17 protein-coding genes and 2 pseudogenes are annotated in these 13,994 nt (G+C 69.6%); 12 read left to right on the forward strand and 7 right to left on the reverse strand.

Features of this window, described 5'->3' with window-relative positions:
* Positions 1–63: 63 nt before the first annotated feature.
* Positions 64–651 carry a GNAT family N-acetyltransferase gene (locus tag FS770_RS09570; protein ID WP_144943022.1) on the reverse strand — a complete coding sequence of 196 codons (588 nt, stop codon included), beginning with the start codon at positions 649–651 and terminating at the stop codon, positions 64–66.
* 184 nt (positions 652–835) lie between these two features.
* Here FS770_RS09570 and FS770_RS09575 point away from each other — a divergent pair, with 184 nt between their 5' ends.
* The 3 genes from FS770_RS09575 (at position 836) to FS770_RS09585 (ending at position 4,593) form a co-directional block, all read left to right on the forward strand.
* Entirely contained in the window at positions 836–3,055 is a 2,220-nt protein-coding gene (locus FS770_RS09575; RefSeq protein WP_145011399.1) for a catalase, read from the forward strand.
* A gap of 132 nt (positions 3,056–3,187) precedes the next feature.
* Entirely contained in the window at positions 3,188–4,285 is a 1,098-nt protein-coding gene (locus tag FS770_RS09580) for an iron-containing redox enzyme family protein (RefSeq protein WP_145011402.1), read from the forward strand.
* A complete protein-coding gene (locus FS770_RS09585) occupies positions 4,282–4,593 on the forward strand; it encodes a CDGSH iron-sulfur domain-containing protein (protein ID WP_307723023.1) in 312 nt (103 codons plus the stop codon). The genes FS770_RS09580 and FS770_RS09585 overlap by 4 nt, the downstream gene beginning before the upstream one ends.
* Before the next feature lie 73 nt (positions 4,594–4,666).
* On the opposite strand, the gene FS770_RS13755 is transcribed toward FS770_RS09585, so the two are convergent.
* Complete coding sequence (locus tag FS770_RS13755) at positions 4,667–4,834, reverse strand: hypothetical protein (RefSeq protein WP_186366745.1); 168 nt, start codon at positions 4,832–4,834, stop codon at positions 4,667–4,669.
* A 221-nt stretch (positions 4,835–5,055) separates the two neighbouring features.
* On the opposite strand from FS770_RS13755, the gene FS770_RS09590 reads away from it, so the two are divergent.
* Positions 5,056–5,973: a sulfite exporter TauE/SafE family protein gene (locus FS770_RS09590; protein WP_094393296.1), complete on the forward strand. Its 918-nt coding sequence runs from the start codon at positions 5,056–5,058 to the stop codon at positions 5,971–5,973.
* 159 nt (positions 5,974–6,132) lie between these two features.
* On the opposite strand, the gene FS770_RS09595 is transcribed toward FS770_RS09590, so the two are convergent.
* Entirely contained in the window at positions 6,133–6,555 is a 423-nt protein-coding gene (locus tag FS770_RS09595) for an organic hydroperoxide resistance protein (RefSeq protein ID WP_055082468.1), read from the reverse strand.
* A gap of 288 nt (positions 6,556–6,843) precedes the next feature.
* Here FS770_RS09595 and FS770_RS13760 point away from each other — a divergent pair, with 288 nt between their 5' ends.
* From FS770_RS13760 to FS770_RS09615, 5 genes and pseudogenes are all read left to right on the forward strand, one after another.
* Positions 6,844–6,996 carry a hypothetical protein gene (locus tag FS770_RS13760; protein ID WP_157053080.1) on the forward strand — a complete coding sequence of 51 codons (153 nt, stop codon included), beginning with the start codon at positions 6,844–6,846 and terminating at the stop codon, positions 6,994–6,996.
* A 243-nt stretch (positions 6,997–7,239) separates the two neighbouring features.
* On the forward strand, positions 7,240–7,431 hold the full coding sequence (locus tag FS770_RS09600) for a rhodanese-like domain-containing protein (RefSeq protein WP_144943025.1): 192 nt from the start codon (positions 7,240–7,242) through the stop codon (positions 7,429–7,431).
* Positions 7,428–7,475, forward strand: a pseudogene (locus tag FS770_RS14320) (hypothetical protein); the annotation flags it as partial. The gene FS770_RS09600 and the pseudogene FS770_RS14320, both read left to right, overlap by 4 nt.
* Positions 7,476–7,671: 196 nt before the next feature.
* Positions 7,672–8,606 (forward strand): annotated as a pseudogene (locus tag FS770_RS09610) (AMP-binding protein); the annotation flags it as partial.
* A gap of 82 nt (positions 8,607–8,688) precedes the next feature.
* Entirely contained in the window at positions 8,689–9,120 is a 432-nt protein-coding gene (locus FS770_RS09615; RefSeq protein ID WP_145011405.1) for a helix-turn-helix domain-containing protein, read from the forward strand.
* Between the two features lie 128 nt (positions 9,121–9,248).
* Here FS770_RS09615 and FS770_RS13890 read toward each other — a convergent pair whose 3' ends face one another.
* Both FS770_RS13890 and FS770_RS13895 read right to left on the reverse strand, forming a co-directional pair.
* Positions 9,249–9,473 (reverse strand): VOC family protein, encoded by a 225-nt coding sequence (locus tag FS770_RS13890; RefSeq protein ID WP_222126507.1) that lies wholly within the window; start codon positions 9,471–9,473, stop codon positions 9,249–9,251.
* Positions 9,474–9,484: 11 nt separating this feature from the next.
* A complete protein-coding gene (locus FS770_RS13895) occupies positions 9,485–10,171 on the reverse strand; it encodes an EthD family reductase (RefSeq protein WP_198145159.1) in 687 nt (228 codons plus the stop codon).
* A 139-nt stretch (positions 10,172–10,310) separates the two neighbouring features.
* Here FS770_RS13895 and FS770_RS09630 point away from each other — a divergent pair, with 139 nt between their 5' ends.
* Positions 10,311–11,363 (forward strand): LacI family DNA-binding transcriptional regulator, encoded by a 1,053-nt coding sequence (locus tag FS770_RS09630; RefSeq protein ID WP_186366746.1) that lies wholly within the window; start codon positions 10,311–10,313, stop codon positions 11,361–11,363.
* Between the two features lie 50 nt (positions 11,364–11,413).
* On the opposite strand, the gene FS770_RS13900 is transcribed toward FS770_RS09630, so the two are convergent.
* On the reverse strand, positions 11,414–11,752 hold the full coding sequence (locus FS770_RS13900) for a hypothetical protein (protein ID WP_222126508.1): 339 nt from the start codon (positions 11,750–11,752) through the stop codon (positions 11,414–11,416).
* Between the two features lie 24 nt (positions 11,753–11,776).
* Here FS770_RS13900 and FS770_RS09640 point away from each other — a divergent pair, with 24 nt between their 5' ends.
* On the forward strand, positions 11,777–11,947 hold the full coding sequence (locus FS770_RS09640; RefSeq protein ID WP_222126509.1) for a type II toxin-antitoxin system RelE family toxin: 171 nt from the start codon (positions 11,777–11,779) through the stop codon (positions 11,945–11,947).
* Between the two features lie 30 nt (positions 11,948–11,977).
* On the opposite strand, the gene FS770_RS09645 is transcribed toward FS770_RS09640, so the two are convergent.
* On the reverse strand, positions 11,978–12,736 hold the full coding sequence (locus FS770_RS09645; RefSeq protein WP_145011410.1) for an SDR family oxidoreductase: 759 nt from the start codon (positions 12,734–12,736) through the stop codon (positions 11,978–11,980).
* A 137-nt stretch (positions 12,737–12,873) separates the two neighbouring features.
* Here FS770_RS09645 and FS770_RS09650 point away from each other — a divergent pair, with 137 nt between their 5' ends.
* Positions 12,874–13,989, forward strand: a complete 1,116-nt coding sequence (locus FS770_RS09650; protein WP_145011413.1) for a dioxygenase family protein — start codon at positions 12,874–12,876, stop codon at positions 13,987–13,989.
* Positions 13,990–13,994: the final 5 nt, after the last annotated feature.

Here is a 13,994-nt window from a genome sequence, read left to right on the forward strand (position 1 = left end):
CCGGCAATCGCCAGCGCGAGCCACTGAACGGACTGAGCCATCGTTTCTCCTGGGGTGGCGGGCTCAGCGCCGGGCCACCCGCGCCTCCAACCCGGTCTTCACCGAGGGCCACTCGTGGGCGAGGACCGAGTACACCACGGTGTCCCGCAGCACCCCGTTGCGCTCCAACCGGTCCGCGCGCAGCACACCGTCCAGGCGCGCGCCAAGGCGTTCGATGGCGGTGCGCGACTGCTGGTTGGCCCAGCTGGTCTCGTAGCGCACGCACTGGCAGCCGAGCTCCTCGAACGCGTGGGTCATCAGCAGCAGCTTGGACTCCGCGTTGGTGCCCGTTCCGTGGGTGGAGGCCCGGTTCCACGTGTGGCCCACGCTCACGCGCGGCACTGCCCACTGGGGGTCGTAGAACGTGGTCATCCCCAGCACGGCGCCGTCCGCCTGCCGCACGGTCACGAAGGGCAGCATGAATCCCTCGTCCTGCCACGTGAGCCGCTGCTCCACGGCCGCCGCCATCCCGTCCGGGTCCGCGACGCTCGTGTACCAGCGCTCCCACATGCGCCCGTCCTCGGTGGCCCCGATCAGCCCGTCCAGGTGCTCGCGGCTGAGGGGTTCCAGGCGGACCAGCCGCCCGCGCAGTGTCACCGGTGTCCACGTCATGGGATCACTGTCTCACGACGACGCCGCGCGGTCCGCGCGCGCAGCCCGTGACAGGTTCACAACCGGGCATGACGGCGACTGCCTCCCTACAGGTGTATGCCCACCCCCAAGGGTGCTGACAGTATGGGAGCACCAGGTCGCACTCCATGTCCGCGGCGTGCGTCAGCTTCGTAGGAGGATCGTCATGTCCGCACACGAGAACCAGTCACCCCAGGTCCCGGGAGTTCCCGGCACCAGCGAGCCGACCGTCGAAGAGCCCACCGCAGCACACCCGCCGCTGCCACCCAAGCCGGATCAGGGCTCGCCCGAGCGTGTCACCCCCACGGGTGCCACCACGGACGTCCCGGCCACGAGCATGGCCCAGCAGGGTGACTACCTGACCACCGCCCACGGCACGCGGCTGACCACCTCGGACCTGACACTGAAGGCCGGTGCCCGCGGGCCCGTCCTGCTGCAGGACCACCACTTCCGCGAGAAGATCTCCCACTTCGACCACGAGCGCATCCCGGAGCGCGTGGTGCACGCCCGCGGCGCGGGTGCCCACGGCACGTTCCGCGGCTACGGCTCGGCCACCAAGCTCAGCCGCGCGGGCCTGTTCGCCAAGGACAAGGAAACCTCCGTGTTCGTGCGCTTCTCCACCGTGCTGGGCTCCCGCGGCTCGGGCGATCTGGCCCGTGACACCCGCGGCTTCGCCACCAAGTTCTACACGGACGAGGGCACCTGGGACCTGGTGGGCAACAACATGCCGGTGTTCTTCATCCAGGACGCCATCAAGTTCCCGGACGTCATCCACGCCGGGAAACCCCACCCGGACCGCGAGATCCCCCAGGCGCAATCCGCGCACGACACCTTCTGGGACTTCGTGTCCCTGCACACCGAAGCACAGCACCACGCCATCTGGAACATGTCTGACCGCGGCATCCCGCGCTCCTTCCGCACCATGGAGGGCTTCGGCGTCCACACCTTCCGCCTGGTGGCAGCGGACGGGAGCACCGTGCTGGTGAAGTTCCACTGGAAGCCGCACCTGGGTGTGCACTCGGTGGCGTGGGAAGAGGCCCAGCTGATCAACGGCGCAGATCCGGACTTCCACCGCCGTGACCTGGCGGACGCCATCGAGGCCGGGGCGTTCCCGCAGTGGGAGCTGGGCGTGCAGGTCTTCGAGGACAACGAGGAGCAGAGCTTCCAGGGCATCGACCTGCTCGATCCCACCAAGCTCGTGCCGGAAGAGCTGGTTCCCGTGCAACCCGTGGGTCTCATGACCCTGGACAGGAACCCCTCCAACTACTTCGCGGAGACGGAGCAGGTGGCGTTCAACCCGAACAACCTGGTCCCGGGCATCGACGTGACCAACGATCCTCTGCTGCAGGGTCGGCTCTTCTCCTACTTGGACACCCAGATCACCCGCCTGGGCGGTCCCAACTGGAACCAGCTGCCCATCAACCGTCCGCACGCCCCGGTCAACGACATGCTGCGGGACGGCTATCACCAGAGCGCCGTGCACTCCGGTGTGGCCCCCTACCGCCCCAACTCGCTGGACGGCGGCAATCCGTTCGAGACGCCCGAGGGCGAGCACGCGTTCATCGACTACCCGGCCCCCGTGGCGGAGTCCGTGAAGGAACGCGCCCGGCCACAGTCCTTCGACGACCACTTCTCCCAGGCGCGCATGTTCTGGCTCTCCCTGAGCGAGGTGGAGCGTGAGCACACCGCGCAGGCGTACGCGTTCGAGCTCGGCAAGTGCTGGGACGAGACCATCCGGGTGCGTCAGCTGCGGCACCTCTTCACGATCGATCCCGCGCTCGGCCACGCGGTGGCGCAGGCGCTGGGTCTGCCGGACCAGGAGCCCACCGTGGCTCCCGCCCAGGACGTGGACCCCTCACCGGCGCTGTCCCAGGTGGGTGGCACGTGGCCCGTGGCCGGGCGCCAGGTGGGTATCCTCGTGGGCCCGGATACGGACGCCACCCAGCTGACCGAGCTGGTCTCGGGCATCGACGCCGCGGGCATGGTCCCGCTGGTGATCGCACCCCAGGGCGGGGAGGTGACCCCCGGCGTCGTCGCCCACCGGACGCTGCTCACGGCGCGTTCCATCGAGTTCGACGCCGCCGTGGTCACCACCGCGGGTGCCCCCGCGCACCAGGTGGCTGCGGGCCTGGACGCGAAGGCCGGTGCCCCCAGCCCGGGCGACATCGACCCCCGCGTGAGCCTGCTGCTCAACGAGATGTGGCGCCACGCCAAGGCGATCGCCGCGTTCGGCCCCGGCACAGACGTGCTGGACGCCCTGCAGATCGCCCAGACGCCCGGCGTCGTGAGCGCGGACTCCGCCAAGGACGTACTGAGCACCGTGTTGGAACTGCTCGGCAGCCACCGGGTCTGGGAACGTTTCCCGACCACGGGTATGTTGGCCTAATGAATAGGAAGTAGTCGTACTATTTCCGCCGATTGCCCGCGGACCGCACCACCGCGGTCCGCGGGCAATCCCCGTCTTCAGAGGCACCCCGCCCGCGCCGAGCACCCATCTTCCCGAGCGGAGAACACCATCATGACGACCGCCCCCACCCGAACCGTGGCCCCGACCGCTCGCGGACCCGTGAGCACGGCCCTCCTGGAGATCCTGACCGGCCCGGAGGAGACCCCGGCGAGCGGGTACGCGGCAATGTCCGAGGCTGCGGCCACCGCGGTTGACGCGTCGCAGGACGTCCTCGCGGACGAGGACCTGCAGCTGGCCCTGTTCCTGCTCTACCTGTTGCACTACGGGCCCGCGGAATTCGTGACCGCGGACCGCGAGTGGGATCCCGAGCTGCTGCGCGTGCGCACAGTGCTCGAGGCCGGTTTCGAGGCCGAGCTGCGCCGTCGCGTGCCCCTGCCCGATCCCCTGCCCGGTGACTCCGCGCAGCTCGTGGACACGATGTTCGCCATGACCGGCGGGGACGCCAAGCCCACCCTGGCCACGTGGCTCGCCCGGCACCCGAGCGAGGAGATCCTGAGCGAGTTCCTGGTCCACCGCTCCATCTACACGCTGCGCGAGGCGGACCCCCACGCGTGGGGCATCGCCCGGTTGCGGGGCCGCGCGAAGGCAGCGCTCGTGGAGATCCAGTCGGACGAGTACGGCGGGGGCCGTCCCGAGCGCGTGCACGCCACGATCTTCGCGCAGACCATGCGAGGTTTCGGCCTGGACGACACCCCGGACCACTACCTGGACCTCGTGCCCGCCCCCACGCTCGCGTCCATGAACCTCATGAGCCTGTTCGGACTGCACCGCCGGTTGCGCGGGGCCATCGCGGGTCACCTCGCGGCGTTCGAGATGACGTCCTCGATCCCCAACAAGTACTACGGACGGGCGTTCCGCAAGCTCGGCTACGACGCGGACGTCACCTGGTACTACGACGAGCACGTGGAGGCCGACGCCGTTCACGAACAGATCGCCGCGCGTGACCTCGCCGGGGCGCTCGCCCAGGACGAGCCCGAGCTGCTCGAGGACGTCCTGTTCGGCGCGGCCGCGTGCCTGTACGTGGACGGGCTCATGGGTGATCACATGCTCGAGTGCTGGTCTGACGGGAGGACCTCCCTGCGCGGGAGCATGCCGGGACTGCAGACCGTGGGTTCCGAGGCCCCGGCCGAAGAGCGGGTGGCCCTGTGAGCGAGCAGGATCCCCGCACCACGGACGACGGGAGCCCCGTCCTCTCGGTGGCGCACGACGCCGAGGATCCCGTGGTGATCACCCCGTGCCCGGACGGACCGCTCTTGGTGCGCGGTGACGTGCTGATCGCCCCGGAACCGGGGGCCGAGCCGCAGAAGCCGCCGCGGCGCGTCGTCGCCCTGTGCCGGTGCAACATGTCGTCGATCGCGCCGTTCTGCGACGGTTCGCACAAGCTCGCGAACTTCCGCACCCGCCCGCCGCGGTACAACATCGGCAACCCCCGCGAGGATCCCGGCGAGGAGGACTGAGCCGGACACCAGAGACCTGAGTACGCGATCGGCCCGTGGCATGTGCCACGGGCCGATCGCGTAGTGGTTCAGGTCAGTTCTCGGTGGCGGGCTCGTCGCCCTTGTTGTCCGTCATGGCGCCCACGCCCTCGTCGGCGGGTTCGGCGTCCTCCTGGGTCTCCTGACCTAGGGCCGCGCTCTCTTCCTGGGGGCTCATCTTGATGGATTCCTCGCCCGCGTTGGCGGGATTCTTCTCTGCCACGTGCTGTCCTTTCCTCGGACGTCTCGGTCGGCGGAATCGCTGACCCTCCCATCCTCGTCAGCGTACTGACGGCTGACAAGGGGAGACGCCCCCCCGGCCGATGTCAAGCGGATGTCATCGCACTACACGTTGTGACGCACGGCGCAACATTCCTTAGGTGAGCGCCCGCCCGGTTCCTAGGCTGAGCCATCTCACCCCTTCGACTGCACAGGAGTCGCACCGTGCGCACATTGATCTTGCTGGCCCTGGTGGGTTTCGGGGCGCAACTCGTGGACGGTTCGCTCGGTATGGCCTACGGCGTGACCTCCTCCACCCTGCTGTTGGCCGTGGGCCTGACCCCCGCCTCGGTCTCCGCGACCGTGCACCTCGCGGAGGTGGGCACCACCCTGGCCTCCGGGCTCTCGCACTGGCGCTTCGGCAACATCGATTGGCGCGTCGTGGGCTTCATGGCGGTTCCCGGCGGGATCGCCGCATTCGCGGGCGCCCATCTGCTGACCCTCTCCGGGGAGGCCGCCACACCGGTGATGTCCGTGATCCTGCTGCTGCTGGGCTGCTACGTGGTGTGGAGGTTCTTGCGGCTCGGCGGGCGGCGCCCGAACTTCACGGGCAAGGTGCGCGGATTCTTCCTGATCCCCCTGGCCACGGTCGCGGGCTTCATGGACGCGATCGGCGGCGGTGGGTGGGGCCCCGTGGGCACCCCCACCCTGCTGGCCTCCGGCAAGATCGCCCCGCGCAAGGTCATCGGATCCATCGACACGTCCGAGTTCGTGGTCAGTCTGGGTGCCTCCATCGGGTTCCTGATGGCACTCGGCAGCCAGGGCGTCGACTTCGGCATGGTCCTGGCTCTGCTGATCGGCGGTGTGGTGGCCGCGCCGATCGCCGCGTGGCTCGTGCGTTGGCTCGCCCCGCGCATCCTCGCCGTCGGCGCCGGCGGACTCATCATCTTCACGAACACGCGTACCCTGTTGCGCCTGGACGCCGTGCAGGCGCGCCTCCCCGGCGACGCCGCGTACTACGCGATCCTCGGCGCGCTCGCCCTGCTGTGGATCGTCGCGGTCGTCTGGGTCGTGCGCCGCGAACTCGCCGACCGCCGCTCCGCGACCCTGCGCACCGAGGTGCGCGTCCCCGAGAGCGTCTGAGGGCGACGTCGCGCCGAGGGGACGTGACATCCCCCTCGGCGCCGTGGGGCTCGTGGCCCCCGCCCGTGCGTCACGGCACGGCCCCGTCAGGGCCTCAGTGGGCCCCAGGACGCCGGGGACGTGCCGTGCGCTCTCGTCGGGCGCGGTGCGACGCGCTCGTCAGTCCTCCACCACGGTCACGGTGACCTCGATGTTGCCGCGCGTGGCGTTGGAATAGGGGCAGACCTGGTGCGCGGCGTCCGCGAGCTCCTGGGCCGCGTCGTGCTCGAGTTCGGGGATGATCACTTCCAACTGCACGGCCAGGGTGAACCCGCCTGCGCCGTTGTCGCCGATCTGCACGCGGGCACCCACGGCGGAATCACCGAGCGAGACCTTCTGCTGGCGGGCGACCATCTGCAGGGCGGAGTGGAAGCAGGCCGCGTACCCGGCGGCGAAAAGCTGCTCGGGATTGGCGCCGTCCCCGGATCCCCCCATCTCCTTCGGCACGGCCAGGTCGAACTGCAGCGACCCGTCCTTGGTGGCGACGCTGCCGTTGCGGCCCGCGCCCTGGGCAAGCGCTTCCGCGGTGTACATAGCGTTCATGGTGATTCCTCGTCCTTTCCGTGGCCGGTGAGCCCCGGCACTGAACGCCGGGTGGTGCGACCGCAATCGATGGTAGGTCGCGGTATTTGGATTGTCCACAATCTAGACGTGCACTTTTCATGCGGGACGGGCCGGTGAGGGCCACCCGGAATCCCCCTCCCCTGCACCCCACCGCGTGATCCGCACGCCGTTCTCCCTCGCTCCAAAATTGCCCCCCCGGGGGGCATGTGCTGCAGCGAGCACGGCTCGCTTCGGCACGCACCCCAGGACCGTCATCATCCCGCAGGGGTGATCGCGCTCATCGTCGTCATCGCAGGGCTGCTGGTGGGGCTCGTCATGGGCGCGCTGGGCGGCGGCGGGGCCATCATGACCGTGCCGATGCGCACCTTCGCCCCGGGACTCCCCCGACCCACGCAACGGTGGGTTCCCTGGTGGTCGTGATCTCGGGTGCGATTTCGGGCCTGGTCCCGCCCGTCCTCGAACCACGACGACCCCGAGAACCGTCCCGCGTGGGCCACCGGATCAACACGCGCCTGCTGTCGTTGGGCTTCGCCGGTCTGCTGGTGCTCACGGGGTGTTACACCGCCCTGCAAAGCGTGCCCCGGCTCCTGGGCTGACCCTGTGACACCCCGCACCCGAGCCGGGCACCGTCCCGTCCGACAGCCACTCGAGAAGGAGAACACCATGTCCTCACCCGCCACCGTTTCCGCCTCCGAACTCCAGGACCCCCATGAGGGTGCACCGCTGTTCCTGGACGTCAGGACCCCCGTGGAGTTCGGCATCAGTCACATTCCGGGCTCCGTCAACGCCCCCTGGCTCTCATCGAGAAGCACACCCGGCAGATCGGGCAGCTACTACCCCGCGTCACCGTGGTGATCTGCCGCTCCGGAGCCCGCTCAACGCGCGCCGCGGAGCTGTTGACCTCGGCGGGTATGACGAGCGCAACCGTCCTGACCGGCGGGATCGACGCATGGCGCGACGCCGGACGCGCGGTGCGCACCGGTCACGAACGCTGGGATCTGGAACGCCAGGTCCGACTGACCGCCGGGTCCCTGGTACTCGCAGGGATTCTGACGAGCACCGTGGCGCCGCGTGCCACATGGTTCTCCGGCGCCGCCGCTGTACCACTGCTTCGGGATGGTGATGGGAAACCTCGCGGCCACGTCCCACGGCAGCGCGATCATCCTGTCGGGGCCGGGGTTCGACCCGCGGGCCGCGCTGCGCGCCGTCTCCCAGGAGAAGGCCACAAGTGTGTACGGGCTGCCCACCATGTTCATCGCCGAGCTCGAGCTGCCAGACTTCGGGGACTACGACCTGTCCTCGCTGCGCAGCGGCGTGATGGCTGGTTCCCCGTGCCCCATGGAGGTCATGCGCAAGGTGATCGACAAGATGCACATGAGCGAGGTCGCGATCTGCTGCGGCATGACGGAGACCTCGCCGGTGAGCTTCCAGACGCGCGCGGACGACTCGTTGGACCGCTGCGTGGAGACCGTGGGCCGGGTGCGCCCGCCCGTGGAGGTCAGGATCGTGGATCCCTCCATGGGTGAGACCGTGCCGCGCGGCACGGCCGGGGAGTTCCACACCCGCGGCTACTCGGTCAGGAGGGCTGCTGAGGTCAGGAGGAGAAGACCCGCGAGACCATCGATTCCGACGGCTGGTTGCACACCGGGGACATCGCCGTGATGGACCAGGACGGCTACGCGCGGATCACCGGGCGCATCAAGGACATGGTGATCCGCGGCGGCGAGAACATCTACCCGCGCGAGGTGGAGGAGTTCCTCTGCACCCACCCGGACATCGTGGACGCCCAGGTGATCGGCGTGCCCAGCGAGAAGTACGGCGAGGAGCTCATGGCCTGGCTGCGGCTGCGCGACGGCGCTCCCGCCCTCACCGCCGAAGCCATCCTGGAGTTCGCGGACGGGAAGATCTCCCGCCACAAGATCCCCCGCTACGTGCACGTGGTGGACGAGTTCCCCATGACCGTGACCGGCAAGGTCCGCAAGGTGGAGATGCGCGAGGAAGCGCTGAAGCTCCTGGACCTGGAGCGGTGAGAGCACCAGTCGTTCGTTTATAAGTGGAAATGCGTTAGGTCTAACTGCACGAACAGTGACCACTGCACTCCAGGAGCACGCCATGACGACCACCGTCGAACGGATCAACATCTCGGCACAGACCGTGCGGGAGGCGCAACCCCCGGCACAGCACGGCACGAGCCTGGTTCTTCGCGATGCCGCAGGCCACGATGTAGCCCTCCCGGCGGAGGTTCAGAGAACACTTCTCCGCGCGCTGTCCGCCATCGCGGAACACGGCTCGGCGAACATCGCCCAGACGCCCGAGGAGCTGACGAGCACCGTGGCCGCCAATCTCCTGGGCGTCTCCCGCCCCACTCTCCTGCGGTGGGCTCGCGAGGGCATGATCGACTCCTTCAAGGTCGGATCCCATGCCCGGTTCCGCCGCACTGACGTGCTCCGCTTGCGCGAGGAGCGCGAAGCACAGCGGCGCACGGCCTTCCAGAAGCTGCGGGAGCTGGATGCCGACAACGACTTCGAGTTCTACACAGACTGACGACGCCCGCCCACAAGCGGTGGGCACCTTCCCGAAATGCCCGTGGCCTGCGAGGGCGCAGAGGCGCTGCGCCGCTTCTGGGGATCGACTGCGGCTGACCCGGCCCCGGAGTGCGACGCACGGGGCCCTCAGCGGGCCGGCGGCGTCCAGACCTGGATCTCAGCGGTGTCGTCGTACCAGTGCCCGCCCGGGATGGCCTGCAGCTCGAAGAGCGTTCCCCACGGCGCGCGCACGTAGACGCTCGCGTTGCCCTCCGTGTCCTCGTGCGGGGAGTTCGGGTGGGGCTCCGAGAGGGCTTCGCCGCCCGCCGCGACAGCCCGGCGCAGGGCGTCGTCGACGTCGTCCACGAACACCGAGAGGTGGTTCAGCCCCAGGTCGCTGAGCTTCGCGGGGGCCTGCTGCTGGGCCCCTCGACCTGGAACATCTCGATGCTCGGGCCCGTCCCGATCTGCACCATGCGCTGCCGGGTGATCGCGGCCCCGGACGGCAGCCCCAGCTGCTGCTCGGTCTCCTCGCCCTCGCGCGGCGGATCGCCGGGTCCCAGGCCGTCGTAGGCGAGCTTCGCGTCGAAGGCCGCGCGCAGGAAATCCGTGGCGGAGTCGATGTCGGGGACGGTCAGCCCCACGTGGTTGCACCCGCGGGGCAGGGTCCCGAACCGGTCCTCCCGGGGCCCCAGGGGCAGCACGGCGGACGTCTCGGTGGTCGCGTCACCGATGATCGGGTGGGCCTCGCCCACCACCACGAGCGTGGCCCGCTGGTCCAGGAAGTTCGGCTCGTCCGCTGCCACCACGTTCCTGAACGTCTCGGAGCCCATGACCGCGTCGAGCCCCTCGGGGCTGTCGAACCACAGCTGCGCGGTGCCGTCGAAGTCCGCGGGCGTGACCGAGGAGATGCCCGTGTCCCCCGGGTGGGTCTGCAGGTAGCGCAGGATGTGCTGGCGCCCCTCCGGAATGGAGCGCATCAGCGCGCCGTGCACCGTCACGTGGTGGTGCACGAACTCCTCGTGGGTGATGCCCGGGGCCTTCTTCAGGGACATGGTCATGGTGATCATTCGGGGGTGCCTTCCTCGTGGGACTCGGTGTGCTTCCGCTGTCGTTCCCCAGTCTGCTGAGCACCCGGCCACCGGATCCACGCCGCAGCACCGTTCCGGCCAAGTGGCGTGGTCAAACGATTTACCAAAGGATGGGGCCATGCACCGTTCCAGGATCACCATGTCGGAGGTGGCCCGCGCCGCCGGGGTTTCCGTCTCGAGCATCTCCAACGCCTACAACCGCCCGGAGAAGCTCTCACCCGCGGTGCGCAACCGCATCCTCGACGTCGCAACCTCCCTCGGTTACGTGGGACCGGACCCCGTGGCCCGCAGCCTGCGCCGCCGCCGGACAGGAGGCGTGGGGGTGGTGTTCACGGACGACCTCGAGTTCGCCTTCTCCGACCCCGCCTCCTCGGGCTTCCTCGCCGGGGTGGGCCGGGAGCTCATGGCCCGCAGCAACCACCTGGTCCTGCTGCCCACGGGCACCCCGGACCGGGACCGGCTGGCGGAACTGGACCGTGCCGCCGTGGACGGGGTGATCCTGCACTCCCTGCCCTCGCGCAACGCCACCCTGGACCTGCTCGAGCGCCGCGGTGCACCCGCTGTGGTGGTGGACCAGCCGGGCCCCGTCCCCGGCCTGGGATGGGTGGGCCTTGACGAGGTCGCCGGAATGCGCGCCGTGGGCGAGCACCTGCGCGACCTCGGCCACCGCCACGTGGGCGTCATCACCTCGCGCCTGTCCACCCGGCCCTACGACGGCCGGGTCGGCGGGGCACGGCGTCGCCGCAGCGTCTACGACCTCCCCCGCTGGCGGATCCACGGACTGGAGGAGGGCCTCGGCCGCACCGTCACGGTGGAGGAGCGGTGGCGGGTCAGTGAGGACGACGGCGCCCGGGCGGCCGCCGCGCTCTGGTCACAGCACCCGCGGGTCACCGCGATCGCCTGCATCGCGGACACCTACGCGCTCGGGGTGCTGCGCTGGGCGCGGGAGCGCAGCATCGAGGTCCCGCACCACCTGACCGTGACGGGCTACGACGACGTCGCCCGGGCCGCGGAAGTGGGTCTGACCACCGTGGCCCAGCCGTTCAGCGAGAAGGGACGCGCGGCCGCCGGCCTCCTGCTGGAGATGGTCGACGGCGTAGACCCCCGCCACGTGGTCCTGCCCACCCGCCTGCACGAACGCGCCAGCAGCGGCCCGCCCCTCGTCCGCTGACCCGTCCGGCTGCCGACACGGGGTATGACCGACCCCGAATCTACAGTTGACTACAAGTAGTCCTCTTGCTCCCAGCAGGAGAGGAAAACCATCATGACCACCGCGACATCAGTCAAACTGTCCGACGAGACGGCGGCGAAGCTCGAACGGCTGGCGGCCGAACCGGGCGCTCCAAGCGCTACTACCTTCGTGAGGCAGTAGAGACCCACATCAACCGGCTGGTACAGGAATACGAGATCCTCGAGACCGCCCAGAACGTCCGAGCTGGGCGGGAACGCACCTACACCCTTGCCGAGGTAGAGAAGATCCTTGACCTGGGCGATTGAGTTCTCTGAAACGTCCCTGCGAGCGTTGAAAAAACTCGACCGACAGGTCGCCAGGCAAATCACGGCATATCTCCGTGACGTGGTGACGTGGTTTCCCTGGACGACCCGCGAGCAGGCGGCAAGGGACTCACCGGAAACCTCGCGGGGCTCTGGCAATACCGCGTGGGCAACTACCGCGTCATCTGCGAGATCCACGATGAGATCGTGACCATCTACGTCATTGACGTCCCGCACCGATCAAGTGTCTGCCGCGGGTGAGATCCTCCCCGCCGCACTCTCCCGGCAGCCCTACCCCGCAAGCCACTCCTCGAACCGCGTGCTCGTGACGAACGCGTCCTGCGGGATGAGCCCGCCGTTGGCGATGCCCCGGCCGAGGTACGGCGCCTCCTTGACCGTGCGGGGTCGCTGACCGCCCAGGTCCCCGCCGGCCGCGAGGATGCGGCGTGCAAAGTTCGCGATGGTGTCCGCCTCCGGGCCGCGGATCGCGCGGATCTCGTGCCGCGCCTGCCCGGGTGCGGTTACGACGTCGGCGACGAAGTCCGCGACCTCCTCGCGCAGGGCCGGCGCCATGAGCATGGTGGGCGCCAAAGCCACGGACCCCTTGGAGACCATGCCCACGGTGGCGGGGACGAGGTCGAACCACTGGGTGGAGCGCACCGTGGTGGAGGGCACCGGGGCCTGCTGGTAGATGCTCTCCTGCGCGGCCTTGCCCTTGTAGTAGCCGAACCCGCCGTTCACGCGGGGATCCGCGGCACCGGCGATGGACAGGCACACGATCCGGGACACGCCCTGCTCGTGCGCGGCGGACGCGACGTTGCCGGCGGCCGCGGTGAAGAACGGGACGGACTTCCGCGCCCCGAACGTGTTGATGTGCAGCGCGTCCACCACGGCGTCAGCACCCTCGAACGCCCGGGCCAGCCCCTTGCCCGCCACCGCGTCCACGCCGGTGCTGCGGCTCGCGCGTACCACTGTGTGACCCCTCTGCTCGATGACGTCCGCCACGTTCGTCCCGAAGTTTCCACTTGCTCCCAGCACTGCGATCTTCATGGACCCCAGCGTAGCCACTGTCTCTTACGCCCTCACAGCCCCGGCACAGCACCGCCCCACACCCGACAAAGCCTCGGTTCGTAGCGTCGTGGGCAGCACGAAACCAGGACCACCACCTGTCGATGAGGAGACCCTCCATGACCCCGATCTTCCCCCGCCGCAGCATCCGCACCTACCCGGCCGCGTCCGAGGCGCCGCGGGTGCGCAACGACACAGGGGACGCCGCCCCGGGAGCGCAGGGCACGACGTCGCCCGCGGACTCCGCGCGCTCCGACCAGCAAGGTACCGGGCAGCAGGCCGGCACCACCCACGAGCAGCCCACCTTCGAGGGGCGCCCTCTGGACCGCCCGGAGGAGGACGTCGAGGACCAGGGCCTCGCTTTCGACCTCGGAACGCTGATCGACCGCCGCCGCGCGCTCGGCATCTTCGGGGCCGGCGCGAGCGTCTTCGCACTGGCGGCGTGCACGGGCACCACGACGTCGGGCTCGTCCGGCTCCGCCTCCGCGACGGCATCGGCGTCCGAGACCGCGAGCGCCACGCCATCGCCCTCCAAGACCTACGACGAGGAGATGCCGCAGGAGACCGCTGGGCCCTACCCCGGTGACGGCTCCAACGGTGCAGACGCGCTGGACGTCTCCGGGGTGGAGCGCAGCAACATCACCGCGAGCATCGACGGCGGCGCCGCGGTGGACGGCGTAGCCATGACCCTGACGATGAACATCGTGGACATGGTCAAGGACAACGGCCCCATGACGGGCGCGGCCGTGTACGTGTGGCACTGCGACCCGGACGGCAACTACTCCATGTACTCGGAGGGCGTGGAGGACGAGACGTACCTGCGCGGCGTCCAGGTGGTGGGTGACGACGGCAAGGTCACCTTCACGTCGATCGTCCCGGGCTGCTACGCGGGCCGCTGGCCGCACATCCACTTCGAGGTCTTCCCGGACATCGGCTCGATCACGGACGCCACCAACGCGGTGCTGACCTCGCAGATCGCGCTGCCGGAGGAGATGGCCAACACGGTCTACAAGGACTCCCGCTACCCGGACTCCGCCACGAACATGTCCCAGATCACCCTGGAGACGGACAACGTCTTCTCGGACGGGGTGGACATGCAGATGCCGAAGGTCTCAGGCAGCGTGGCCAAGGGGTACACGGTGACGATCGACGTCCCCGTCGACACGAGCACCGAGCCCACGGCCGCCGCAGCACCGGGCGGCGCGGGCGGTCCCGGCGGCGCCCCGGGCCAGTGATTCCG

It is taken from the genome of Kocuria salsicia (assembly GCF_007681555.1).
GTDB classification, from domain to species: Bacteria; Actinomycetota; Actinomycetes; order Actinomycetales; family Micrococcaceae; genus Kocuria; species Kocuria salsicia.

Bases quoted from the DNA above. Each gene is read 5' to 3' on its own strand.
- FS770_RS09645 (WP_145011410.1), bottom strand. From the start codon at position 12,736: ATGAAGATCGCAGTGCTGGGAGCAAGTGGAAACTTCGGGACGAACGTG.
- FS770_RS09595 (WP_055082468.1), bottom strand. From the start codon at position 6,555: ATGAACGCTATGTACACCGCGGAAGCGCTTGCCCAGGGCGCGGGCCGC.
- FS770_RS09650 (WP_145011413.1), top strand. From the start codon at position 12,874: ATGACCCCGATCTTCCCCCGCCGCAGCATCCGCACCTACCCGGCCGCG.
- FS770_RS09630 (WP_186366746.1), top strand. From the start codon at position 10,311: ATGCACCGTTCCAGGATCACCATGTCGGAGGTGGCCCGCGCCGCCGGG.
- FS770_RS09580 (WP_145011402.1), top strand. From the start codon at position 3,188: ATGACGACCGCCCCCACCCGAACCGTGGCCCCGACCGCTCGCGGACCC.
- FS770_RS13895 (WP_198145159.1), bottom strand. From the start codon at position 10,171: ATGATCACCATGACCATGTCCCTGAAGAAGGCCCCGGGCATCACCCAC.
- FS770_RS09600 (WP_144943025.1), top strand. From the start codon at position 7,240: ATGTCCTCACCCGCCACCGTTTCCGCCTCCGAACTCCAGGACCCCCAT.
- FS770_RS09575 (WP_145011399.1), top strand. From the start codon at position 836: ATGTCCGCACACGAGAACCAGTCACCCCAGGTCCCGGGAGTTCCCGGC.
- FS770_RS09570 (WP_144943022.1), bottom strand. From the start codon at position 651: ATGACGTGGACACCGGTGACACTGCGCGGGCGGCTGGTCCGCCTGGAA.
- FS770_RS09615 (WP_145011405.1), top strand. From the start codon at position 8,689: ATGACGACCACCGTCGAACGGATCAACATCTCGGCACAGACCGTGCGG.